21 protein-coding genes are annotated in these 24967 nt (G+C 66.6%); 4 read left to right on the top strand and 17 right to left on the bottom strand.

Annotated features, from left to right (window positions below):
* Positions 1-14: 14 nt before the first annotated feature.
* Positions 15-2207, bottom strand: coding sequence for a hypothetical protein (locus C4B30_RS07115; RefSeq protein ID WP_199779062.1), 2193 nt, complete (start codon positions 2205-2207; stop codon positions 15-17).
* Positions 2208-2676: 469 nt separating this feature from the next.
* Between C4B30_RS07115 and C4B30_RS07110 the strand changes: the two genes are divergently transcribed.
* From C4B30_RS07110 to C4B30_RS07100, 3 genes are read left to right on the top strand one after another with little or no spacing between them, the layout of a single operon-like run.
* Entirely contained in the window at positions 2677-3741 is a 1065-nt protein-coding gene (locus tag C4B30_RS07110; RefSeq protein WP_105132205.1) for an acyltransferase family protein, read from the top strand.
* A gap of 35 nt (positions 3742-3776) precedes the next feature.
* Positions 3777-4823, top strand: coding sequence for a GDP-mannose 4,6-dehydratase (gene gmd / locus C4B30_RS07105; RefSeq protein WP_027782637.1), 1047 nt, complete (start codon positions 3777-3779; stop codon positions 4821-4823).
* A complete protein-coding gene (locus C4B30_RS07100; protein WP_105132204.1) occupies positions 4810-5775 on the top strand; it encodes an NAD-dependent epimerase/dehydratase family protein in 966 nt (321 codons plus the stop codon). The genes gmd and C4B30_RS07100 overlap by 14 nt, the downstream gene beginning before the upstream one ends.
* Positions 5776-5875: 100 nt before the next feature.
* Here the strand turns inward: C4B30_RS07100 and C4B30_RS07095 are convergent, their stop codons facing one another.
* From C4B30_RS07095 to C4B30_RS07040, 12 genes are all read right to left on the bottom strand, one after another.
* The gene (locus C4B30_RS07095) at positions 5876-7066 is read right to left on the bottom strand and encodes an O-succinylhomoserine sulfhydrylase (RefSeq protein WP_105132305.1); all 1191 of its coding nucleotides are present in this window, start codon (positions 7064-7066) and stop codon (positions 5876-5878) included.
* Positions 7067-7325: 259 nt separating this feature from the next.
* A complete protein-coding gene (gene purF, locus C4B30_RS07090) occupies positions 7326-8858 on the bottom strand; it encodes an amidophosphoribosyltransferase (protein ID WP_089501484.1) in 1533 nt (510 codons plus the stop codon).
* A 51-nt stretch (positions 8859-8909) separates the two neighbouring features.
* Positions 8910-9404: a CvpA family protein gene (locus C4B30_RS07085; RefSeq protein ID WP_027782633.1), complete on the bottom strand. Its 495-nt coding sequence runs from the start codon at positions 9402-9404 to the stop codon at positions 8910-8912.
* A 7-nt stretch (positions 9405-9411) separates the two neighbouring features.
* A complete protein-coding gene (locus tag C4B30_RS07080) occupies positions 9412-10248 on the bottom strand; it encodes an SPOR domain-containing protein (protein ID WP_105132203.1) in 837 nt (278 codons plus the stop codon).
* A 29-nt stretch (positions 10249-10277) separates the two neighbouring features.
* Entirely contained in the window at positions 10278-11588 is a 1311-nt protein-coding gene (gene folC / locus C4B30_RS07075; RefSeq protein WP_105132202.1) for a bifunctional tetrahydrofolate synthase/dihydrofolate synthase, read from the bottom strand.
* 388 nt (positions 11589-11976) lie between these two features.
* Positions 11977-12849: an acetyl-CoA carboxylase, carboxyltransferase subunit beta gene (accD, locus tag C4B30_RS07070; RefSeq protein ID WP_027782630.1), complete on the bottom strand. Its 873-nt coding sequence runs from the start codon at positions 12847-12849 to the stop codon at positions 11977-11979.
* Positions 12850-12913: 64 nt separating this feature from the next.
* Positions 12914-13729 (bottom strand): tryptophan synthase subunit alpha, encoded by an 816-nt coding sequence (gene trpA / locus C4B30_RS07065; RefSeq protein WP_027782629.1) that lies wholly within the window; start codon positions 13727-13729, stop codon positions 12914-12916.
* Positions 13730-13770: 41 nt separating this feature from the next.
* Entirely contained in the window at positions 13771-14622 is an 852-nt protein-coding gene (locus C4B30_RS07060; RefSeq protein WP_105132201.1) for a DNA-methyltransferase, read from the bottom strand.
* Positions 14623-14631: 9 nt separating this feature from the next.
* Positions 14632-15825, bottom strand: coding sequence for a tryptophan synthase subunit beta (trpB, locus tag C4B30_RS07055; RefSeq protein WP_027782627.1), 1194 nt, complete (start codon positions 15823-15825; stop codon positions 14632-14634).
* A gap of 54 nt (positions 15826-15879) precedes the next feature.
* Positions 15880-16581, bottom strand: a complete 702-nt coding sequence (locus tag C4B30_RS07050; protein ID WP_105132200.1) for a phosphoribosylanthranilate isomerase — start codon at positions 16579-16581, stop codon at positions 15880-15882.
* Complete coding sequence (gene truA / locus C4B30_RS07045; RefSeq protein ID WP_059837484.1) at positions 16578-17390, bottom strand: tRNA pseudouridine(38-40) synthase TruA; 813 nt, start codon at positions 17388-17390, stop codon at positions 16578-16580. The genes C4B30_RS07050 and truA overlap by 4 nt, the downstream gene beginning before the upstream one ends.
* Positions 17390-19519, bottom strand: coding sequence for a FimV/HubP family polar landmark protein (locus tag C4B30_RS07040; protein ID WP_105132199.1), 2130 nt, complete (start codon positions 19517-19519; stop codon positions 17390-17392). Before C4B30_RS07040 ends, truA begins: the two co-directional genes overlap by 1 nt.
* An 818-nt stretch (positions 19520-20337) precedes the next feature.
* Here C4B30_RS07040 and flgE point away from each other — a divergent pair.
* Positions 20338-21582 carry a flagellar hook protein FlgE gene (gene flgE / locus C4B30_RS07035; protein ID WP_105132198.1) on the top strand — a complete coding sequence of 415 codons (1245 nt, stop codon included), beginning with the start codon at positions 20338-20340 and terminating at the stop codon, positions 21580-21582.
* A gap of 96 nt (positions 21583-21678) precedes the next feature.
* On the opposite strand, the gene asd is transcribed toward flgE, so the two are convergent.
* The 4 genes from asd to leuD form a co-directional block, all read right to left on the bottom strand.
* Positions 21679-22800 carry an aspartate-semialdehyde dehydrogenase gene (gene asd / locus C4B30_RS07030; protein ID WP_027782622.1) on the bottom strand — a complete coding sequence of 374 codons (1122 nt, stop codon included), beginning with the start codon at positions 22798-22800 and terminating at the stop codon, positions 21679-21681.
* A gap of 85 nt (positions 22801-22885) precedes the next feature.
* The gene (locus C4B30_RS07025) at positions 22886-23005 is read right to left on the bottom strand and encodes a hypothetical protein (RefSeq protein WP_006756675.1); all 120 of its coding nucleotides are present in this window, start codon (positions 23003-23005) and stop codon (positions 22886-22888) included.
* A gap of 120 nt (positions 23006-23125) precedes the next feature.
* Positions 23126-24193, bottom strand: a complete 1068-nt coding sequence (gene leuB, locus C4B30_RS07020; protein ID WP_089501476.1) for a 3-isopropylmalate dehydrogenase — start codon at positions 24191-24193, stop codon at positions 23126-23128.
* 79 nt (positions 24194-24272) lie between these two features.
* Positions 24273-24923, bottom strand: coding sequence for a 3-isopropylmalate dehydratase small subunit (gene leuD / locus C4B30_RS07015; RefSeq protein WP_027782620.1), 651 nt, complete (start codon positions 24921-24923; stop codon positions 24273-24275).
* Positions 24924-24967: the final 44 nt, after the last annotated feature.

Raw genomic sequence — 24967 nt, 5'->3', positions numbered from 1 at the left:
CCGCGCGCCGCCCGTCACGGTTTCCAGCGATACATCAGCACCTTGCCGCGCGCGTCTTCCTCGACGAACACGAGGTATTCGCCGTTCTCGCGCCGGAATGCGCTGATGCCGAAGGGCACGTCGACCCAGCCGGAGGCCTTGCCGACCTCGGCGCCCGGGCTCATCACGCCCACTTCCTTGCCGGTGTCCTTGTCGTACACGTGGATCTTGCCGACCGGCTCCACGGTGAAGATGTAGCGGCCCTCGACCGTGATCCCGATCAGGTCGAAGATCGGCTTCGCATCGAGCTTCCACGGCAGCGCCACCTGGTAGCGCACGACCGGCGAGCCCGTCGACCACTTGTCGAAGCGGATCAGCACCCGCCCCACTTCCTTGTTGATGCCCGGCTGCGGCGGCGCGTCGGCCGTATAGCCGGTCACGTACAGCGTGTCGGTCTGCGGCTCGTAGATCGCCCGGCGCAGCTGCGTGAACGGCTGCGGCATCGGGTAGGTCGTGACCTTGTCGTACGAGTAGATCGGGTTGCCGGCCTTGTCGACGCCGCCGTACTGGAAGCGGTGGATGCCGCGCACGTCGCTCGTGCGCCAGATGTCGCCCTTCGTGTCGACCCACCAGCCCCAGCCGCCCGCCTTCGCCTTGCCGGTCGTGTTGATCTCGGACTCGTCGGCATCGATCCGGCCGTTGCCGTTCGCGTCGCGCCACAGCCAGTCGCCGCCCGGCGGCTTGTTCGGCACCTTGTCGACCGGCCGCGCACGGCCCGCGATCAGGCCGGACGGAATCGCGACCTCACCGTCGCGCTTCGCGTCGAAGCGGTAGATCTTCAGGTGATCGGCGTACATGTCGGTCAGGTACAGGAACGTACGACCGTCGACGTGCCGCGCGATCGGCATGCCCGGATACTGGTCCGTGTGGAACACCGGATCGTCCGGATACTTGAAGCGGTTCGACAGGAAGCCGACGTATTTCCAGTCCTGGCCCGGCGGCTTCGACAGGTCAAGCTCGAAGCGCTTGTTGCCCGTGTACACGCTGTTCGGCCGCACCGGGTCGAGCCACGCGCCATCGACGAACAGCAGCCCCTGCACCTGCCAGCGCAGCTTGCCGTCCGGCGTGTAGCTTTCCAGCACCGCGCCGAGCCCCGCACCGATCGTGTCGTGGCGCGGCCCGATCCCGTTCATCGACACATAGATGTTGCCGGCACGATCGACGCCGACGCCCGTCAGCCCGTTGAAGCGCTGCGGCCCGGGCCGGCCCGGCACCGGGCCCGCGAAGATGCCGCCGCGCTCGCCGAGCGTGCCCGACTGCGCATAGCCCTTGCCGCCTTTCGAGAAGATCAGGATCTGCTGGCGCGGCCCGTTGTCCGCGACCAGCACGCGCCCTTTCGCATCGACCGCCACGTCCACCGCGTCGGTGCCTTCCGGCAGCGCCGGCGCGTCCTCGAGCTTGCGGCCGTCGGCCCGCACGTGCACGAGATGCGCGGGACCGCCCAGCGTATCGGTCAGCAGCCACAGCGTGCCGTCGCCCGCGAGCGCGATGCGACCCGGCTCGTGCGCGCTCCACGTGCCCTTCTGCTGCATCGTCTCCGCGTCGTACACATCCACCACGTCGCGCGACGGATTGGTCGCGAACAGCGTCTTGTCGTCGGCCGCGAGGCCGCCCACTTCCGCCTTCGCGTCGCCCACTTCCGAACGTGCGGGCGCCGGCACCTCGTTCATCATCATGAAGCTCGCGGCCATCCGCGCGCGGCCGGCATCGGCGCGGCCGCCCGGCGCGACCTGCGGCGACGCGCGAAACGGCGCGGGCTGCTTCATGTCGCCGATCGTGCGCCGCGAGATGCCGAACCATTGCTTGCCCTTGTCCGGCCAGATGCCGGGCGACTGCAGGTGGCCGCGCTCGTTGCCCACGCCGATCGCGACATACGCGTACTTGCCGTTCACCGCGATCGCGTTGCCGCCGAGATTGCCCCAGCCGTGCGTGCCACCCGCGAAGCCGAGCATCTTCCCGTCCTGGTAGACGCTCGCCTCGGCGCCGCTCTCGTCCCACGGCGCATTCGTATACACCTTGCCCTCGGGCGTCACCGCGATCGCGCGGATGTCGATCTGCGTCCATGTACCGTCGCCATAGCCGAACGTGTTGCCGATCCACGACGTCGTCGCGGGCAACACCGTTTCGGCCGGCACGGCGCTCGTCAGCAGCGCCGCGCATACCGTCATGCCAACCAGAATCAGACGTCGCAATGCGCTTCTCCAGACTCGATGCAACAGCGGCCGGCGCCGCCACGGATCGCCCGCGGCCGCGCCCTGTCGCTAAATGGGTTTCAAACGTCGCGATGCAGGTTACAAGCAAAAATAATCACAAGAAATTTGGAAATATTTGGGGATGTTTCCGCCTGAAATATCGAACCGGAACAGCGTGTAAATGACGCCCGGAAACGGCAATAACGACCGCCTTTCAGCCACTGTCATGTAGAAAATTCCGCCCCGCGCCGCCTGTCGTGGCCGCCCGGGCGCCAACCTTTCATCACGCGACCGTAATAAACGGCATTTGGATATTCGTCGGCGGATAAATGTCGCGCGTTTTTTTACCGATTTATTTTCCCTAGAATCGATTTCGATTCCATATTCCATTTAAAGGCATGCAATACGTACACGCATCGGATGCGGGTCGTGAAGGAGCCGCGCGATGACGGCCCTGTCGCGCCCCGCCGACCTCGCCCCGCCGCAACACGGCCGCATCGTCCAGCTCGACGGGCTGCGCGCGATCGCAGTGGGCGCCGTGTTCCTGCAGCACGCACTGAAGGCGCCGCTATGGATGGGCGTCGATCTGTTCTTCGTGCTGAGCGGCCTGCTGATCACCGGCATCCTGCTCGATCGCAAGGCGCGCGGGCAGTCGTACTTCAGCCACTTCTATGCGCGGCGCGTGCGCCGCATCCTGCCGCCGTACGTACTGCTGCTGGTGGTGTCGACGCTGCTGTTCGGCGCGAGCTGGCTGCCGCACTGGCCGTGGTTCGCGTTCTTCTCGACCAATATCGGGCTGTCGCTCGGCAGCATCGGCCATGACAGCCTGAACGTGCTGTGGTCGCTCGCGGTCGAGGAGCAGTTCTACATCTTCTGGCCGTTCGTCGTGCTGTGGTGCTCGGAGCGCGCGCTGCTGTGGGTCGCGGCCGCGCTGATCGTCGCGGCACCGGTGCTGCGCGCGATCGCGACGCCGTGGTTCGATTCGTTCTGGCCGATCTACTACCTGACGCCGTTCCGGATGGACCTGCTCGCGGCCGGCGCCTTGCTCGCGATCGTGCTGCGCCGCGACCGGCGCGCGCTGGAGCCGTTCTATCCGCTCGCGATCGTCGGCGCGCTCGTGTCGCTGGCGATTCTCGGCTGGCTGCACCTGTCGTTCCCGCGCTTTCGCGCCGCGAACACGCCGATGTCGAATGCGGCGCTCTACAGCATCTCGCTGCTGCTGTGCACGTCGATCGTCGTGATCGCGCTGCGCGGCCGCGGCCTCGTGCAGCGCGTGCTGACGAACCCGCTGCTCGTCTACGTCGGCACCGTCAGCTACACCGTCTACCTGATCCACCTGAGCGTGCTGTACGCGCTGTGGCCGCTGCACCTGAACCGCTTCGTCACGGCCGCGCTCGCGCTGGCGATCACGCTCGCTTACGCGACCTTGAGCTGGTACGGCTTCGAACGGCGCCTGACGCGCGGGCCTGCGCGCCGCGCGGTGCCGGCTGCCGCCGGCACGACCGCCTGAATTTCATCATCCATCGCTTCTACCAGGACAACGCCATGAGCCAAACTCGTAAAAAGGCCATCATCACCGGAATTTCGGGGCAAGACGGTGCGTACCTGACCAAACTGCTGCTCGACAAGGGCTACGAGGTCACCGGCACCTATCGCCGCACCAGCTCGGTGAATTTCTGGCGTATCGCCGAACTGGGCGTCGACACGCACCCGAACCTGACGCTCGTCGAACACGATCTCACCGACGCCGGTTCGAGCCTGCGCTTGCTCGAACGCACGCAGCCGGACGAGCTCTACAACCTCGCCGCGCAAAGCTTCGTCGGCGTGTCGTTCGACCAGCCGGCGACGACCGCCGAAGTGACCGGCATCGGCCCGCTGAACCTGCTCGAGGCGATTCGCGTCGTGAGCCCGAAGACGCGCTTCTACCAGGCGTCGACGTCCGAGATGTTCGGCAAGGTCCAGGCCATTCCGCAAACGGAAACCACGGCGTTCTATCCGCGCAGCCCGTACGGCGTCGCGAAACTGTACGCGCACTGGATGACCGTGAACTACCGCGAGTCGTACGGCCTGTTCGGCAGCAGCGGGATCCTGTTCAACCACGAATCGCCGCTGCGCGGCCGCGAATTCGTCACGCGCAAGATCACCGACACGATCGCGAAGATCAAGCTGGGCAAGGCGACGCGCCTCGAACTCGGCAATCTCGACGCGAAACGCGACTGGGGCTTCGCGCTCGAATACGTCGAAGGAATGTGGCGGATGCTGCAGGCCGACGAGCCCGACACCTACGTGCTCGCAACCAACCGGACCGAAACCGTGCGCGACTTCGTGCGGATGGCGTTCGCGGCGGCCGGCTACCAGATCGAATGGACCGGCAAGGGCGAGCAGGAGCGTGGCCTCGACGCATCGACCGGCAACGTGCTCGTCGAAGTGAACCCGAAGTTCTACCGCCCGGCCGAAGTCGACCTGCTGATCGGCTGCGCGGACAAGGCGAAAAGCAAACTTGGCTGGGCACCCAAGACGACGCTCGAACAACTTTGCCAGATGATGGTCGAAGCGGATTTGACGCGGAACCAACACCATGACACGTTCTGAAACCGGGGGGCCGTCGCGCCGTGCATTCGTCACGGGCCTGACGGGCTTCACCGGTCGCTACATGGCCGAACGCCTGCAGGCGGCCGGCTATGACGTCTGGGGCACGGTCGCGCCCGGCATGCCCCGCCCGGCCGATCCGGCATTCGCACACTGCACGCTGCAGCCCGTCGACCTGCTCGACGCGGAGGCAATGCGCGCAGCCGCGGCCGACGCACGACCCGACGCGGTCGTGCATCTCGCCGCGCGCGCGCATGTCGCTCAGGACGAGCCGTCGCAGACCTACGCGGTCAACATCGTCGGCACGCGCAACCTGCTGGCGGCGCTCGCCGGCCTCGACCGCCGCCCGTCGGCCGTGCTGCTGGCGAGCAGCGCGAACGTCTACGGCAACTCGGCGGCCGGCGTGCTCGACGAAGCCGTCGTGCCTGCCCCGGCGAACGACTACGCGGTCAGCAAGCTCGCGATGGAATATGCGGCGAAGCTATGGGCCGACCGGCTCCCGATCGTGATCGCGCGGCCGTTCAACTACACGGGCGTCGGCCAGAGCGATGCTTATCTGCTACCGAAGCTCGTCGCGCACTACGCGTCCAACGCACCGCGGATCTCGCTCGGCAACCTCGACGTGAGCCGCGATTTCTCCGACGTGCGCGACGTGACGGCCGCCTATCTGAAGCTGGTCGAAGCCGCGCCGGCCGGCGAGACGTTCAACGTCTGCTCGGAGCGCGCGTATTCGCTGAAGGAAGTGCTGGCGATGCTGTCGCGCATCGCCGGCTACGTGATCGACGTGACGATCGATCCGCGCTTCGTGCGACACAATGAAGTGAAAAGCCTGAGTGGGTCGCGCGACAAGCTGCGGCGCGCGGTGGGCGAATTGCCTGTCACGCCGCTCGACGAAACGCTGCGATGGATGGTGGACGCGATGCGTGCCGAACCGCACGGGCACGCCGCTGGCTGAACGGGAAACACGCGCGACGGCATGCGCCAAAACGACGACGGGCCGCTCTCTCGAGCGGCCCGTTTCATTGATGCCGAGCGACGAGCATCGGCTGTATCGATCAGCCGCCCAGACCGCGCGCAAGATCGTTGCGAATGTCGGCTGCGTGCTCGAGGCCGACCGCGAGGCGGATCAGCCCCTCGGTGATCCCCGCCGCCGCGCGCGCTTCCGGCGTGATGCGGCCGTGCGTCGTGGTGGCCGGATGCGTGATCGTCGTGCGCGTGTCGCCCAGGTTGCCGGTGATCGACACCAGCTGGGTGCCGTCGATCACGCGCCATGCGTTCGCGCGCTGCTGCTCGGGCGTGTCGCCCTTCAGCTCGAACGACACGATCGCGCCGCCCGCCTTCTGCTGGCGCGTCGCGAGTTCATGCTGCGGATGCGAGTCGAGCCCGGGATAGAACACGCGCGCCACCGCCGGATGCGAGTCGAGCCAGCGCGCGATCTCCAGCGCGTTCGCCGATTGCTTCTCGACGCGCAGCGACAGCGTCTCCATTCCCTTCAGCAGCACCCACGCGTTGAAGGCCGACAACGTCGGGCCCGCGCTGCGCACGAACGGGAACACCTTGCCCATGATGAATTCCTTCGAGCCGACCAGCGCGCCGCCGAGCACGCGGCCCTGCCCGTCGAGGAATTTCGTCGCCGAGTGCATCACGACGTCCGCACCGAGCTTCAGCGGCTGCTGCAGCACCGGGCTGCAGAAACAGTTGTCGACGACGAACAATGCGTTCGCGGCCTTCGCGATCTTGCCGATCGCTTCGATGTCGGCGAGCTCGGTCAGCGGGTTCGACGGCGTCTCGAGGAAGAACATCTTCGTTTCCGGCCGCACGGCTTCCTGCCACGCGTTCAGGTCGGTCGGATCGACGAAGGTCGTCGTGATCCCGAACTTGCCGAAGATTTGCGAGAACATCCCGAGCGTCGAGCCGAACAGGCTGCGCGAGCTGACGAGGTGGTCGCCCGCCTGCAGCGCGGACATCACGACCGACATGATCGCGGCCATGCCCGACGCCGTCGCGATGCACGCCTCGCCGCCCTCGAGCGCGGCGAGACGCTCCTGGAACATGGTGACGGTCGGATTCGTGAAGCGCGAGTAGGTGAAATAGTCTTCCGAATTCGCGAAGCGCTCGGCAGCTTCAGCCGCGCTCGAGAAACAGAAGCTCGACGTGAGGAACAGCGCTTCCGAATGTTCGTTGAAGTCGCTGCGCAGCGTGCCCGCGCGCACGGCAAGCGTGTCGAAGTTGAGGGAGTCGTCCATGTTCCGTTTTCCGTATTCGATGGCCGCGCCGACGGTCATGCATGAGGCGCGGACCCGGTCAAAACCCAGGCCAAAAACAAAAAGCCCGCTATGCGTCGGCATCAGCGGGCTTCGGTGCGGTACGACAGCGATCGACTCGGGCCGGCTGCCGCCGGCCTTCGCTTTAGCTGTTTTGGGAAGTTGCCCCGCGTCCGCAAGCTGATATCAAATCGACGCAAGACCACATCCTATCACGCCTCGATAAAAGCGTGCGCCGGCGTTACTCCACCGACAGTTGCAGGTTCATCTGCGAACGCTCGGTTTCGCCGGCCGTGTCGCGATCGGCCTGCGACGCCGGCGTGAGGCGCGCGCGCTCGATCGCATCGAGATACTCGGGCGTCACGGCGCCTGTGATGTAGTTGCCGTCGAAGCACGACGCCTCGAAGTGCTCGAGCTTCGGGTTGATGTCGCGCACCGCGCGGCGCAGATCGTCGACGTCCTGGTAGATCAGGTGGTCGGCGCCGATGATCTTCGCGACTTCCTCGTCGGTGCGTCCGTGCGCGACGAGCTCGCCGCGCGTCGGCATGTCGATGCCGTACACGTTCGGGAATTTCACGGGCGGCGCCGCCGACGCGAAGATCACCGACTTCGCGCCCGCATCGCGCGCCATCTGCACGATTTCGTGCGAGGTCGTGCCACGCACGATCGAATCGTCGACGATCAGCACGTGCTTGTCCTTGAACTCGATGCTCATCGCGTTGAGCTTCTGGCGCACCGACTTCTTGCGCACGGCCTGCCCCGGCATGATGAACGTCCGGCCGACGTAGCGGTTCTTGAAGAAGCCTTCGCGATACTCGACGCCAAGCTTCGCGGCGACCTGCATCGCGGCCGGGCGCGACGAATCGGGAATCGGCATCACGACGTCGATCGGCACGTTCGGCAGTTCGCGCTTGATCTTCTCGGCGAGATAGTCGCCCATGCGCAGGCGCACGTTGTAGACCGGCACGCCGTCGAGGCACGAATCCGGACGAGCGAGATACACGTATTCGAACATGCACGGATTCAGCGTCGGGTTCTCCGCGCACTGCTGGCTGTGGAAGTTGCCGGCCTTGTCGATGAAGATCGCTTCGCCCGGCTCCAGGTCACGCACGAATTCGAAACCGATGCCTTCGACCGCCACCGACTCCGACGCGACCATCCATTCGGTGCCGTTTTCGGTCTCGAGCTTGCCGATGCACAGCGGACGGATGCCGAACGGATCGCGGAACGCGAGCAGGCCGTAGCCGGCGATCAGCGACACGATCGCGTACGAACCCTGCAGGCGGCGATGCACGCCCGAAACCGCCTTGAACACGGACGCCGGATCGAGCTCGAGGCCCGTGGTCGACAGTTGCAGCTCGTGCGCGAACACGTTGAGCAGCACTTCGCTGTCGGAATTGGTGTTGATGTGCCGGCGGTCGATCCGGAACATCTCGTCCTTCAATTGCTGCCAGTTCGTCAGGTTGCCGTTGTGCGCGAGGATGATCCCGAACGGTGCGTTCACGTAGAACGGCTGCGCCTCGGCCTCGCTCGACGCCGAGCCGGCCGTCGGGTAGCGCACCTGGCCGATGCCGTAGGTGCCGGGCAGACTGCGCATGTTGCGCGTGCGGAACACGTCGCGCACCATGCCGTTCGCCTTGTACATGTGGAAATTGCTGCCGTCCGCCGTCGCAATGCCCGCCGCGTCCTGACCGCGATGCTGCAGCAGCAGCAGGCTGTCATAGATCAGCTGATTGACCGGGGATTGGGAGATAACGCCTACGATGCCGCACATGGCATGTCCTTCAAGATGACAAAATCGGTTCCGTCCTGCCCGGCCGCGTCGTCACACGCGTACGTACTGGGCCATGCCGTCGGGCAGGAGCTGCTTCAGCTCGTGCACGCCCTGTTCGGCAAAAGGACGCAATAGCGCATTGCGCCAGAAATCCTGTTTGGGCAGTTCGGTCAGCCCGGCCGCCGCGACCAGCAGCACCACCAGCACGCAGCCGCGCACCAGCCCGAACATCATGCCCAGCGAGCGGTCGACGCCGCCCAGGCCACTCGCCTGCGCGATCCGCGACAGCAGCGCATTCGCCACGCCGGCGACCAGCACGACGCCGATCACGAGCAACGCGAAGGCGATCACCCACTGCGTCAGCGCGCCGCCCGGCCAGTTCGCCGGAATGTACGGCACGACCAGCCCGACGTAGCGGCCCGCGATCACGATCGCCGCGATCCAGCCGATCAGCCCGAAAATCTCGGACACGAAGCCGCGCCACGCGCCGCGCAGCGCCGACAACACGATCACCGCCAATACAGCGTAGTCGAAAGCCGTCAGCATCGTGGCTTTACTGCGTCAGACCGGCTTCGCGCACCTTCGCGATCGCGGCGGAGGCCGCCGAGCGATCCGCGAACGGGCCGGCACGCAACAGTGTAGCCGTGCTGCCGTCTGCCTGCTTGCGATGCTCGACATATGCGGGCACACCCGCCGATTTCAACTTGGTCGCCCACGAACGGGCCGTCGCGTCGTCCTTGAACGAACCGAGCTGCACCGCGAAGCGCGCACCGGCCGGCGATGCCGGCGACGATGCGTCGCCGCTGTCCGGGCTGGCGGCGTCGGCATTCGCGACGGTTGCGGGCGCAGGCTTCGGCGCGGCCGGTTTCGCCGCGGGAGCAGCCGGCTTCGGCGCGGGCTTCGGCGGCGTCACGTTCGCCGTGGCGGTCGTATCGGGTTTCGCGGCCGGCTTGGCGGCATCCTTCGGCGCGGGCGCCGGTGCGGCCGCAACGGTCGTGTCGGAGGCCGGCGGTTCGTCGTGCGCGACGCCCGCCTGCACGTCGGACACATCGTCGTCGCGCGGCGCGACCGCCTGGTGGGCGGGCCGGTTCGGGATGTCGATCGCGATGTCGTCGGTGACCGGCTTCGGGTGCGAATCGAGCACCATCGGCAGCACGATCACCGCGGCCACGACGAGCGCGATCGCGCCGACGAGGCGACGGCGCGCGCGTTGCTTTTCTGGAAGGGTCGGATCGAGGAGCAGTGCGTCCGATTCCGGACGCTCGGTGCGGCGCGAGCGTCGCTCGACGCGTTCAGTGCGCTCCGTGCGCACGTTCCGGGAGGCCCCGGTGCGACCGCCGCGCCGCGGAGGCGCGTCGTCGTCTTTTTTGCCGAACGAGAAAATTCCCATGAATGGCTGAATCCGAAACTGCCCGTCAGTCAGTGTTGCTGCGATTTACGGTAGGCCAGCACGCCGGCAACCGTATGGAAACTGCCGAAAACCACGATTCTATCATTCTCGGATGCTCTTTTTAGTGCATCGCGAAACGCTTCCGCGGGCGACGCGTAACGCGTCACGCTCGAATCGGGCCCCTCCTCCACGCCGGCCTTGCGCAGCGCGGCTTCGAGCTGCTCCGCGGAAGCCGCGCGCGGCAGCGGCAGGTCGGTCACGCACCAGCGGTCGATCTCGCCCTTCAGGTGCTGCAGCACGCCGTCGATGTCCTTGTCGTGCATCGCGCCGAACACCGCGTACGTGTAAGGGAAGAAGCCCATGTTGCCGAGGTTCTGCTCGAGCACGGCCGACGCATGCGGATTGTGCGCGACGTCGAGCACGATCGCCGGCTTGCCGGGCAGCACCTGGAAGCGCCCGGGCAGCTCGACGTTCGCCAGCCCGAGCCGGATGTCCTGCGCGGACACCGGCAGCACTGGGCGCAGCGCCTCGAGCGCGGCGAGCGCGGCCGACGCGTTGATCAGCTGATTCGCGCCGCGCAGCGCCGGATACGCGAGCGCCGGATAGCGCTTCTCGCGGCCGAGGTAGCTCCATTGCTGGCGCTCGGCGCCCGCCTGCGCCTCGTAGCGGAAATCGCGGCCGACGAGCCACAGATCGGCGCCGATCGCTTCGGCGTGGTCGATCAGCGTCTGCGGCGCGGCCGGATCGCCGCAGATCGCCGGCTTGCCCGCGCGGAAGATCCCGGCCTTCTCGAACGCGATCTTCTCGCGCGTGTCGCCGAGGTATTCGGTGTGGTCGATGTCGATGCTCGTGACGATCGCGCAATCGGTATCGATGATGTTGACTGCATCGAGCCGGCCGCCGAGGCCGACTTCGAGAATCACCGCGTCAAGCCCGCGCGCCGCGAACAGGTGGAGGATCGCGAGCGTCGTGAATTCGAAATACGTGAGCGACACGGGCTCGGGCAGCGACGTGCGCGCGGCTTCGACGGCCTCGAAGTGCGGCAGCAGTTCGTCGTCGGTCACGTTCTGCCCGTTCACGCGTGCGCGCTCGTTGAATTCGAGCAGGTGCGGCGACGTGTGGCAGCCGACCTTGTAGCCCGCGCGCACGAGAATCGTCTCGAGGAAGGCGCAGGTCGAGCCCTTGCCGTTCGTGCCGCCGACGGTGATCACGGGGCACGCGAATTCAAGCTGCAGCGCCGCCTTGACCTGCCCGATGCGGGTCAGGCCCATGTCGATGCCGACCGGGTGCGCGCGTTCGAGATGCGAAAGCCACGCTTCGAGAGTGGTAAAAGTGCTCATCGGATCAAATCTGGATCGGTACGGCCACTACGCCCAAAAAACGAAGCGCGCCGCCTAGGGCCTGTTCACGCTAATAACGGGCTTGCGAACGTGCCTTTGCGCCCGCAGGGCAAGGAGTGAGGAGGCGCAATAGCCGTTGCTATTGCAACGACGAACGACGCCGCCATGCGGGCGCAAAGGCACGTTCCCCTGTTTAGAAAAATGCATTCGTGGGGCTGGCCCCCAGAAGGGCCGATCGCCGCGTCATGCTCCTCGCGAATACGTCGAGTATTCGCTTCGTCGCAATCCTCGCGCTCGGCCCTTCTGGGGGCCAGCGCAAGCCCGTTATTAGCGTGAACAGGCCCTAGTTGAAGCCAGGCGACGCGCGGAGTTCACAACCTTGCGCCGGTCAAGCCAGCGCGTCGGCCGGCTGTCGCTGCAGCAGCGCGAGCAATTGCGCGATCTCGTCGCGCATCTTGCGGCGGTCGATGATCATGTCGATCGCGCCCGTCTTCAGCAGGAATTCGGCGCGCTGGAAGCCTTCCGGCAGCTTCTCGCGGACCGTCTGCTCGATCACGCGCGGCCCGGCGAAGCCGATCAGCGCCTTCGGCTCGGCGATCACGACGTCGCCGAGGAACGCGAAGCTCGCCGACACGCCGCCCATCGTCGGGTCGGTCAGCACCGAGATGAACGGCAGCTTCGCTTCGGCCAGCTTGGTCAGCATCGCGGTGGTCTTGGCCATCTGCATCAGCGACAGCAGGCTTTCCTGCATCCGTGCGCCGCCCGATGCGGTGAAGCAGATGAACGGCACGTGCTGTTCCAGCGCGTTCTGCGCACCGCGCGCGAAGCGCTCGCCGACGACCGAACCCATCGAGCCGCCCATGAACGAAAACTCGAAGCAGGCAGCCACGACCGGCAGCGTGTGGATCGCTCCGCCCATCACGACCATCGCGTCGGTCTCGCCGGTTTCGTCCATCGCTTCCTTCAGACGATCGGGGTACTTGCGGCTGTCCTTGAACTTCAGCGAGTCGACCGGCACGATTTCCTGGCCGATCTCGTAGCGGCCTTCCGGATCGAGCAGCCCGTCGAGACGCTCGCGCGCGCCGATGCGCATGTGGTGATCGCACTTCGGGCACACGTGCAGGTTCGCGTCCACGTCGTTGCGATAGAGAACGGCCTCGCAGGACGGGCACTTGACCCACAGGCCTTCCGGAATGCCCTTGCGGCTTTTCGGGTCGGTCTGCTTGATCTTCGGCGGCAACAGTTTGTCGAGCCAGCTCATCGTATGGTTTCCTGTTCCGTGGCGGGCCGGGCGACATGCACCCGGGCCCGCTTTCATCTGTTGTTTAGGCGGCCGTCTTGCCCGCGCCGTCCAGCGCGGCGCGCAGCTCGGCAATGAAGGCCTGCAGCGCGGCCGCGGCACCTTCCGGCGCAGCGCTTTCGAGCAGCTGCACGAGGCGGCTGCCGATCACGACGGCGTCCGACACCTCGGCCACCGCGCGCGCCGTTTCGGCGTCGCGGATACCGAAGCCGACACCCACCGGAACCGGCACGCGCGACTTGATGGCCGGGATTTTACCTGCAATGCTCGAAACATCCAGATTTCCCGCGCCGGTTACGCCCTTGAGCGACACGTAATAGACGTAGCCGCTCGCGATCTTGCCGACGTCGGCGATGCGTTCGTCGGTCGACGTGGGCGCGAGCAGGAAGATCGGATCGATCTGCGCGGCGCGCATCTTTTCCGCGAACACCCCCGCCTCTTCAGGCGGATAGTCGACCACCAGCACGCCGTCGACGCCGGCCGCGTGCGCTTCGGCCGCGAACGCGTCGACGCCCATCCGTTCGATCGGATTCGCATAGCCCATCAGCACGACGGGCGTTTTGGGGTCGGTTTCGCGAAAACGCTTCACGTCGGCGAGCACGCTCTTCAACGTGACGCCGCGCGCGAGCGCGCGTTCCGACGAGCGCTGGATCACGGGGCCGTCGGCCATCGGGTCCGAGAACGGCACGCCGAGTTCGATCACGTCCGCGCCGCCTGCTGCGAGCGCGTGCATGAATTCGACGGTTTTCGCGGGATCGGGATCGCCGGCCGTGATGAACGGGATCAGGCCCTTACGGCCTTGTTCGGCGAGCGCGGCGAAGGTCTGCTGAATACGGGACATGGCAATTTTCCTTGAGGCGATCGGCAACGCGGCGGCGCGACTCACGCGCACGCCGGTGCGGCGAGCGCGTTCACGCGCTCGTGCGCGATCGCGCAATAACTTTCGTTGATCTCGTAGCCGACGAAGTCGCGCCCCTGCCGTGCGCAGGCCACCGCGGTCGTGCCGCTGCCCATGAACGGATCGAGCACGCGGCCGCCCGGCGGGCAGCTTGCGAGCACCATCCGCTCGATGATTTCCAGCGGCTTCTGGGTCGGATGATCGACGCGCTCCGCGTGCTGCCGGTGCAGGCGCGAGACCGACCAGACGTCCTTCGGGTTGTAGCCCATCTCCAGCCACTTGCTGCCTTCGAACAGCTTGCGCGAGCGGGCCTTCTTCGTGTCGGCGTCGTACGGGATGCGGACCGGATCGAGATCGAAGTAATACGCCCTGGAAACCGCGAAAAAGCCGATGTTGTCGTGCACCGACGTGAAACGGCGCGTCGTTCCGCCCATGCTCGGCACGCGCCGGTCCCAGATGATCTCGTTGACCATCGTGAGCTGCGTCTTCAGGAAACTGAAGATTTCCGGCGCGTACTGCCACGTGCAGAAGATGTACATCGACCCGCTCGGCTTCAGCTTCGGAATCGCGAGCTCGAGCCACTCGCGCGTCCACGCGAGGAAATCGTCGCCCGAACGCTTGTCCGAGTCGTTGCCGTAGTCCTTGCCGAGCCCGTACGGCGGATCGGCGACGATCAGGTCGATCGACGCATCCGGCAGGTGCACGGCATCGGTCAGGAAATCGCGGTTGTGCAGTTCGATACCGGGCGGCAGCACGCGCGGCACGGCAGCGGCGGGCTGAGCCGCCTCCGCCTCGCTCGCGGCGCCGCCGCCCGGCTCTTCGATCAGGTCACGCATCGGTGGGGGTCAGAGCTCGATGCCCGATCGCTCGGCGACCGTGTGCATGTCCTTGTCGCCGCGGCCCGACAGGTTGACGAGCAGGAGCTTGTCCTTCGGCAACGTCGGCGCGAGCTTCACGCCATACGCGATCGCGTGGCTCGACTCGAGCGCGGGAATGATCCCCTCGATCCGGCAGCAGTCGTGGAATGCCTTCAGCGCTTCCTCGTCGGTGATCGGCACGTACTGCGCGCGGCCGCTGTCCTTCAGCCATGCGTGTTCGGGGCCGACGCCCGGATAGTCGAGGCCCGCCGACACCGAATGCGTCTCGATGATCTGGCCGTTGTCGTCCTGCAGCAGATACGTACGGTTGCCGTGCAGCACGCCCGGGCTGCCGGCGATCAGCGATGCCGCGTGATGGCCCGTATCGAGGCCGTCGCCGGCCGCTTCGACGCCAATCAGCTGCACCGAACGATCGTCGATGTACGGATAGAAGATGCCCATCGCGTTCGACCCGCCGCCGACGCAGGCGATCACCGCGTCCGGCTGCCGGCCTGCGAGCTCGGGCATCTGCACCTTGCACTCGTCGCCGATCACGCGCTGGAAGTCGCGCACCATCATCGGGTACGGGTGCGGGCCCGCGACCGTGCCGATGATGTAGAACGTGCTTTCGATGTTCGTGACCCAGTCGCGCATCGCTTCGTTCAGCGCGTCCTTCAGCGTGCGCGAACCCGATTCGACCGGCACGACCGTCGCGCCGAGCAACTTCATCCGGTAGACGTTCGCGGCCTGCCGGCGCACGTCCTCCGAGCCCATGTAGACCACGCACTCCATCCCGAAGCGCGCGCAGATCGTTGCGGTCGCGACGCCGTGCTGGCCGGCGCCGGTTTCCGCGATCACGCGCTTCTTGCCCATGCGCTTCGCGAGCAGCGCCTGGCCGATCACGTTGTTGATCTTGTGCGCGCCAGTGTGGTTCAGGTCTTCGCGCTTCAGGTAGATCTGCGCGCCGCCGAGCATTTCGCTCCAGCGCTGCGCGTGATAGATCGGCGACGGGCGGCCGACGAAATACTTCAGCTCGCGCTCGAATTCGGCGACGAAGTCGGGATCGTTCTGGAACTTTTCATACGCCGCGCGCAGTTCGTCCAGCGCGTGAATCAGCGTCTCGGCGACGAACACGCCGCCATACGGGCCGAAATGGCCGCGATCATCAGGAAGGTTGTACATGGTGTCTCTCTCGATCGGTCGGTGCGCCCGCTTTCGGGGCCGCACCGGCTTGCATCACCCGGCGTCCGCTTCGCGCACCGCGCGTACGAACGCCGCCATCCGGGCGTGATCCTTCACGCCCTTCGCGCCCTCCACTTCGATGCCACTCGAGACATCGACAGCAAGCGGACGCAGCTGGCGGATCGCATCACCGACGTTTTGCGCGTTCAAGCCACCACTCAAAACGGCCCGACGCGCGAGCTCTGCGGGAATAAGAGACCAATCGAAGACCTTGCCGCTACCGCCGTAATCCGGCACCAGGGTGTCGAACAGGAGGCCGCGCGCTTTCGAATAATGAAGAGCCGATTCTACCAAATCGGACGGCTGCGTCGAGGGGCCGACGCGCACCGCGCGCAACCACGGCAGGCGCGCCGCGCGGCCAAGGGCATCGCACTGCTCGGGCGTCTCGTCGCCGTGGAACTGCAGCACCGTGAGCGGCACGTCGCGCACGACGGCCTCGATCTCGGCTTCGGTCGCATTCACGAACAGCCCGACCACCGATACGAACGGCGGCGCCAGGCCCGCCAGCTCGGCCGCCTGCGCGATCGTCACCGCGCGCGGGCTCTTCGGGTAGAACACGAGGCCGATCGCATCGGCGCCGAGCGCCGCCGCGTGCAGCACGTCCTCGGGGCGCGACAGCCCGCACAGCTTGATGCGCGTGCGCGGCGGCAGGCCCGCCGCGGCGGAATTCGAAGAAGGCACGTCGTGATCCGTCATGATAGTGGGTCCAGATCCGCCCAGACGCTGCTCCACGGCACGCTGCCGAGCTGCGCGGGCGGGACGGCGAATTCCGCCGGGTAGCCGACGTGGGCGAGGTACAGCCCGTCGGCCATGAACGTGGGCGCCGCGAGGTTGCGGTCGCGCCCGGCCAGCACGTCGGCGAGCCAGTCGGCCGGGTAGCGGCCGCGCCCGACCGCGACGAGGCAACCCATCAGGTTGCGCACCATGTGATGCAGGAACGCGTTCGCGCGGAAGCGGAAATGGATGAAATGCCCCGCGCGCCGCACGTCGATCTGATACAGGTGTTTGACCGGCGTCTTCGACTGGCATTCCGACGACCGGAACGACGAAAAATCGTGCTCGCCGATCAGGTGCGCGGCGGCGGCGCGCATCGCGTCGTCGTCGAGCGGCGTGTGGATCCAGCCCGCGCGGCCGGCCAGCATCGGCGAGCGCACGGGGTGCACGTACAGCGCGTAGTAGTAGGTGCGCTCGAACGCCGAGAAACGCGCGTGGAACGTGTCCGGCATCGGCTTCGCCCATTGCACCGAGACGGTCGGCGGCAGGAACGCGTTGGTGCCGCGCACCCACGAGAACACTTCGCGCTCGAGGTCGGTGTCGAAATGCACGACTTGCCCGAGCCCGTGCACGCCGGTGTCGGTCCGCCCCGCGACCGTCGTGTGCAGCGGCACCCGCGCGAACTCGGCCAGCGCATGTTCGAGCCGGTCCTGCACGGTCTTGCCGTGCGGCTGCGCCTGCCAGCCGCAGAACGCCGCGCCGTCGTACTGGATGCCCAGCGCGATCCGCATCACGCCTCGTCCGCCAGTTTCGCGAGCAGCGCGCGTGCGTCGTCGCGCGTCGCGGCGTCGTTCGCGTCGACCACTTCCTGCAGCAGCGTCCGCGCGCCGGACAGGTCGCCCAGTTCGACGTATTCGGCAGCGAGGTCCAGCTTGTTGCGGGCGATGCGCGCGAGCTCATCCGGGGTGAGCGCGGGCAGCGCGGCGCCCGGCGTGGACGGCAGGTCGAGATCGAAGTCGAGCTTCAGCGCGCCGAACTGCGCGCCGCCGAGCGGCGGCAGCGACGACGTCGTGGGCAGGTTGCCCGCGTGGCCGGCAGGCGTCGCCGCATCCGGATCCCAGTCGAACTCGTCGTCCTGGTCGGCCGGATGTTCCGGTGTCGTCTCACCCGAACCCATCGACGGGTGCTCGGCGGGTTGACCGTTAGTTGCGATTTTATCGGCGTCGGACTGCGCTGCCCGTACAGACGGTTCTTCCGCCGTCGACGACGGTTCGTCTGCCGCCCGCGGCGGCAACGGCATGTCGAGACTGTTGAGTGCGCTGATCGCGTTCTGCATCAGCGTCGCGTGCTGCGCTTCGGTCGTCGAAGGGGCTGGGGATGCGGTGGCGGGCTCGGCCGGCTCGTCGGCGGCAGCGGCTTTTTCAGCCGGTTCCGCGTCGTGCGAAGCCTCGCTCGGAGCCGGGCTCGCCGCGTTCGCGGACGGCTCCGCAGCGTGAGCAGGCGGCGATTCAGGCGACTCGTCGCGCGGCGCCGGCATTTCGGACGCGGACGATGTGTCCGCTGCGGGCGGCTCGACCGTCTCCGCCGCAGCGGCAGTCGCCGCGGCGAGATTCATGTCGGACGCCGCATCGCGTGCGACCGGCATCTCGGGTGTGATCGGCAGTTCGCGTTCGACGGACGGCGCGGCTTCCGCTTCCGCAACCGCGGCACCGCCTGCCGTGGTCGCAGCCGTACCCGCATCGTCCGCGCGGCGACTCTTCCGGCGCTTGCGCCACGCGAAGCCGGCCGCGAGCACGATCACGGCGGCGCCGGCCACGGCGGCCGGGCGCCAGTCCATCTGTTCGGTACGACGTGCAGGCGTCGCGACGGGTGCGACCGGCTGTACCGAAGCCGATGCCGGTCGCGGCGCACTGGCGGCCACACCCGACGCGGCTTCGTCTGCCGTCGAGGCAGCGGCCGACGCACCGGCATCATTCTCGGCCGGACGCGGCGCGGCGGGCGCCGGAGCGGGCGCAGGCGCAATGCCGGTCGTCGTTGCCGGTTTGCCGATGCCGTGCTTCTGCAACTCCATCAGCACGCGATTCTTCAATGCCAGCAATTGCTGCAGGCTCGACGGCCGCGGCTGCGACGCACCCACGGCGGGCGCCGCACCGGCCGGTTCGTGCACCCCGGAAACCGGGCTGCCCGGCATCGACTGCCCCGCGGCCTCGCTCGCCGACGACGGCGCCGACTGGATCGCACCGCTCCATACATGCGGACCGCTTGCCCCGGCCATGGATGCCGCCGGTTGCATGCTGTCGACAGCCGACGCGCCATATGCGGCCGACGCGCCGATCGACGCCGGTGCACCGCTCGAAGCCGACGCCCCCGTCTCCGTCGCCGCACTCGCCCCGTTCACCGGAGAGGCATGTACGGCCGGCGCCATCGACGCGGGCTGCACTGCCGAGCCGGGATGCGGCGCGGATGCGCCATGCTGCGCGCTCGCCGCCCCGCCCGATGCGGCGGCGGGCATGGAAGCGACCGCCGTGCCGGATGCAGCGGACACAGCCGACGCCCCGGCCGGCACGAGCGCCGCGCCGGTGGCATCGAGCGCGGGCACGGTCAGCGTCGCGCCGACTTTCAGGCGGCTCGCGTCGCGCTTCATGAACGCCTGCGGATTGGCGTCGAACAGCGCACGGCCCGCGCGCGCGAGCACGCCCGGATCGTGCGATTGCGTGGCCGCTTTCGCGATGTCGTTCAGCGACTGGCCCGGCTGGACCGTCACGGTAAGCGGGGCGGCGGCGCCGGCGGCGGACGCCGGCAGTTCGCCGGTGCCGGCTGCCCACGCCGATACGGCCGCGCCGAGCGCCAGGATCGCCAGCGCGCCATGCACGGCGCGCGACAGACGGGACTGACGCGGAAACAAGGAAATTCGGGACATCGTTGGCTCTATCGCCGCGCGCGGGCGCGGCTCGGATTCGCGGTTGGAAGCGTCAATAAAGTGGCTGCAGAAATGCAAAAGCGTCGCGCGGAACGCGACGCTTTTGGCGGCTCTGTGCGTCGTAACCGCGTAGTTTACTTCACGCGATCGGGTTCCGGCCGAATTCGTCGATCGCCAGTGCTACCGGCCGCGGGCGGGCGCTCGTGTCGCGCGAGTCCGCCGGGCCTGCCGCAGCCCATGCATCCGATCGATCGAAGCGAACCTGCGCGTGCTGTCGAAAACTCCCTCGCGGCGACATCGCCCCGCCGTTCGAATGATGCGGCTTTCTGGTGTTCACCGTGTGTACGCCGCAGGATCACGGCGACGGAATCGCAAGCGCGCCCTCGACCATCCACCCTGCCCGCCGTTAATGAATCAACAGCCGAAAATCAAAACAAATCCCGACCGGCAATCAATCCCCTTCCAACCAATTCCAATTCATCGATAAGAAGACAATTCCCCTCTCTTATCGAAGAAATGAAAATTTACACCGCCAAAGCGCCACCCCATAAGGCTTTCAGCCCACTCTGCACGCCCCATTATTCATATAAAAACGGTCATTTCTGCATCAATTCAATTTCATTACACAAAATTACACAGATCTGATAATCACCGCCGATACGATCGTCTTCAAACAGCAATCGGCACATTTTGACCATGCGCGTGCCCATGCCGGAAAGGCGGGAGCGCGCTTGGCCAGGCTGATGCCGTGAAGTACCGGAGGGCCATCGCGCAGTCGCACGACTGCATTCACTCACCAGCTCGTTACGGGGACGAACATGGGCTATCAGCAGGGTTTGAGCGGGTTGGCCGGTGCGTCGAGCAATCTCGACGTGATCGGCAACAACATCGCGAACGCAAACACGGTTGGCTTCAAACAGGGACGCGCGAATTTCGCCGACATGTACGCGAATTCGGTCGCGACGTCGGTCAACACGCAGATCGGCATCGGCACGCGGCTCGCGTCGGTGCAGCAGAATTTCGGCCAAGGGACGATCGATTCGACGAAATCGTCGCTCGACGTCGCGATCAACGGCAACGGCTTCTTCCAGATGTCGAGCAACGGCGTGACCACGTACTCGCGCGACGGCACGTTCCATCGCGACAAGAACGGCGCGATCGTCGACGCGCAAGGCCGCAACCTGATGGGCCATGCGGCAGGCGCGGGCGGCGTGATCAACACCGCGCAGACCGTGCCGCTGCAGGCGCCGACCAGCAACATCGCGCCGCGGGCGACGAGCAAGATCACCGGCCAGTTCAACCTGAACGCGCAGGACAAGGTGCCGACCAAGACGCCGTTCAACGCGAACGACAACACGACGTACAACTACAACTCGTCGATCCAGGTCTACGACACGCTCGGCGGCTCGCAACAGGTCACGATGTACTTCGCGAAGAGTGCGGCCGGCACGTGGCAGGCCTACGCGGGTGCGCAGGGCCAGACGCCGACGAATCTCGGCACCGTCACGTTCGACGCATCGGGCCGGATCAGCTCGACGACGTCGGCCGCGACCGGCCAGCCGACGCCGAGCCTCGGCCAGTTCGCATTCGCGATCCCGAACACGACGGGCGGCGCCAATCCGCAGAACCTGACGCTCGACCTGGGCGGCACGACGCAGTACGGCGGCAAGGACGGCGTGAACAACCTCGCGCAGGACGGCTTCGCGAGCGGCACGCTGACGACATTTTCGATCGGCACCGACGGCAAGCTGACCGGCAACTACTCGAACGGCCAGAGCGCGGTGCTCGGCCAGATCGCGCTCGCGAACTTCAACAACCCGAACGGGCTCGTGAACATCGGCGGCAACCAGTATGCGGAAACGGCCGCGTCGGGCGTGCCGCAGATCTCCGCGCCGGGCAGCACGAACCACGGCACGCTGCAGGGCAGCGCACTGGAAAACTCGAACGTCAACCTGACCACCGAGCTCGTGAACCTGATCACCGCGCAACGCAATTACCAGGCGAATGCGCAGACGATCAAGACCCAGCAGGCCGTCGACCAGACGCTGCTGAACCTGCGCTGAGCCGCGCATGAAAAAACGCGCCGCGCCGGCCCTGAATCTCGAGGCCGACGCGGCGCGTCGTGTCGTGCAGCCCGGCCCGCAGGCCGGACAGCGGGCTTACTTGTCGAGCAGGATGCGCAGCATGCGGCGCAGCGGCTCGGCCGCGCCCCACAGCAGCTGATCGCCGACCGTGAACGCCGACAGGTATTCGCCGCCCATCGCGAGCTTGCGCAGGCGGCCGACCGGCACCGACAGCGTGCCGGTGATCTTCGCCGGCGACAGGTCGCGCATCGACGCTTCACGCTCGTTCGGCACGACCTTCACCCAGTCGTTCGCCGACGCGAGGATGCCGTTGATCTCGTCGAGCGGCACGTCCTTCTTCAGCTTGATCGTCAGCGCCTGCGAGTGGCAGCGCATCGCGCCGATCCGCACGCACAGGCCGTCGACCGGGATCGAACCCGGCTCGCCCATCGCCGGCTTGCCGAGGATCTTGTTGGTTTCCGCGCCGCCCTTCCACTCTTCCTTCGACATCCCGTTGCCGAGATCCTTGTCGATCCACGGAATCAGCGAACCGGCGAGCGGCACGCCGAAGTGGCTCGTCGGCATCGCATCGCTGTTCATCGCGGCCAGCACGCGGCGGTCGATGTCGAGGATCGCGGAAGCCGGATCGGCGAGCTGTTCCTGCACCGCGCCGTTCAGCGTGCCCATCTGCGACAGCAGCTCGCGCATGTTCTGCGCGCCCGCGCCCGATGCGGCCTGGTACGTCATCGCCGTCATCCAGTCGACGAGGTTCTCGCGGAACAGGCCGCCGAGCGCCATCAGCATCAGGCTGACCGTGCAGTTGCCGCCGACGAAATTCTTCGTGCCCTTGACGAGCGCATCCTTGATCACGTCGAGGTTGACCGGATCGAGGATGATGACCGCGTCGTCCTTCATCCGCAGCGACGATGCCGCGTCGATCCAGTAGCCGTTCCAGCCGGCCGCGCGCAGCTTCGGGAACACGTCGTTCGTGTAGTCGCCGCCCTGGCACGTGATGATCACGTCGCACTTCTTCAGCTCGTCGACGTTGGTCGCGTCCTTGAGCGTGGTCTCGTTTTTCGCGAACGACGGCGCCTTGCCGCCTGTGTTGCTGGTGCTGAAAAACACCGGTTCGATCAGGTCGAAATCGCCCTCTTCCTGCATACGCTGCATCAGGACGCTGCCGACCATGCCGCGCCAACCTACGAGACCTACGTTCATGACTAACCCTTTGCTTTGAATGGAGCTTCCCCGCCATTTCCGTCCCCGCGTGACCGCGCGGGGAAACAGGCGGGCACGACGGCGATCAGCGTTTAATGATCGTTTTCGTGGTAATGGTTTTCGTGATGACGATGGCGCGCGCACCCGCACGGGCAGTGTTGCCGTGGAGTTTCAGGACCGGGGAGATCAGGGAAATCAGCGCCATCGTTCGAGTCTACACAAAGCCGGTGGCCCGCACAACGGCCAACCGCGCGCGAACCGGCCGATTTTTACGGCCCGTTCGCGCCCTTTTCCACATTAATTACCGCACTTCATTTCCAAGCGCTTACAGCGCGGCGACCACCGCGTCGCCCATCGCGGCCGTGCCGACCTGCTTGCAGCCCGGCGTCGCGATGTCGCCCGTGCGGTAGCCCTGTTCGAGCACCGTTTTCACCGCGCGCTCGATGCGATCGGCCTGCTCCGCGCGATTCAGCGAGTAGCGCAGCAGCATCGCGGCCGACAGGATCGTCGCGAGCGGGTTCGCGATGCCCTTGCCCGCGATGTCCGGCGCCGAACCGTGCGACGGCTCGTACAGGCCCTTGTTGTGCTTGTCGAGCGACGCCGACGGCAGCATGCCGATCGAGCCCGTCAGCATCGACGCTTCATCCGACAGGATGTCGCCGAACATGTTGCCGGTGACGATCACGTCGAACTGCTTCGGCGCCTTCGCGAGCTGCATCGCCGCGTTGTCGACGTACATGTGCGACAGCTCGACGTCCGCGTACTCCTTCGACACGTCGATCATGACGTCGCGCCAGAACTGCGACGTCTCCAGCACGTTCGACTTGTCGACCGACAGCAGCTTCTTCGCGCGCTTCTGCGCGGCCTGGAACGCGACGTGCGCGATGCGGCGCACTTCCGGCTCCGAATAGCGCATCGTGTCGAAGCCTTCGCGCTCGCCGGCGAACGGGCCGTCCGGCGCCGCACGCACGCCGCGCGGCTGGCCGAAGTAGATGTCGCCGTTCAGTTCGCGCACGATCAGGATGTCGAGGCCCGCGACGAGCTCGGGCTTCAGCGGCGACGCATCGACGAGCTGCGGATAGCAGATCGCCGGGCGGAAGTTCGCGAACAGCTCGAGGTGCTTGCGCAGCCCGAGGATCGCCTGCTCGGGGCGCAGCGCGCGCTCCAGCGAGTCGTACTTCCAGTCGCCGACCGCGCCGAACAGGATCGCGTCGGCCTGCTTCGCGAGCGCCAGCGTCGCGTCGGGCAGCGGATGGCCGCTCGCCTCGTAGCCCGCGCCGCCGACCGGCGCCTGTTCGAGTTCGAACTTCTCGTCGAGTGCGTTCAGCACCTTCACCGCTTCATTGACGATTTCCGGACCGATGCCGTCGCCGGGCAGCACTGCAATCTTCATGCGAAATTCCTGACTGGGTAGGGTGTTGGGGAGACCGGCGGCCGGGCGCACGCGCGGCGCGCCCGCCCGCAGCGCGCGATTAGCCGACCAGCTTGGTGTTGAGCCACGGCTGCTTCACGAGCCGTTCCGCTTCGAACTGGCGGATCTTGTCCGCATGGCGCAGCGTGAGGCCGATGTCGTCGAAACCGTTCAGCAGGCAGTACTTGCGGAACGCGGCGATCTCGAACGGATACTCGCGGCCGTCGCCCGCACGCACGACCTGCGCGTCGAGATCGATCGTCAGTTGAAAGCCGTTGAACGCGGCCGTCTCGTTGAACAGGTGATCGACCTGCTGCTCGGTCAGCACGATCGGCAGCAGACCGTTCTTGTAGCAGTTGTTGAAGAAGATGTCCGCGAAGCTCGGCGCGATGATCGCGCGGAAGCCGTACTGCTGCAGCGCCCACGGTGCGTGCTCGCGCGAGCTGCCGCAGCCGAAGTTCTTGCGTGCGAGCAGCACCGATGCGCCCTGGTAGCGCGGCTGGTTCAGCACGAAGTCCGGGTTCAGCGGACGCTTCGAGTTGTCCTGGCCCGGCTCGCCGTGATCGAGATAGCGCCATTCGTCGAACGCGTTCGGACCGAAGCCCGTGCGCTTGATCGACTTCAGGAACTGCTTCGGGATGATCGCGTCGGTGTCGACGTTCTCGCGATCGAGCGGCGCCACGACGCCGGTATGTACAGTGAATTTTTCCATGATCCGTCTATCCGGTTGAAGGGCCGGCGTTCAGCCGGCGCACA

Origin of the sequence: Burkholderia sp. BE12 (assembly GCF_002959955.1) — a bacterium.
Lineage (GTDB): Bacteria > Pseudomonadota > Gammaproteobacteria > Burkholderiales > Burkholderiaceae > Burkholderia.
This window is presented reverse-complemented; position numbering and strand designations above follow the sequence as displayed.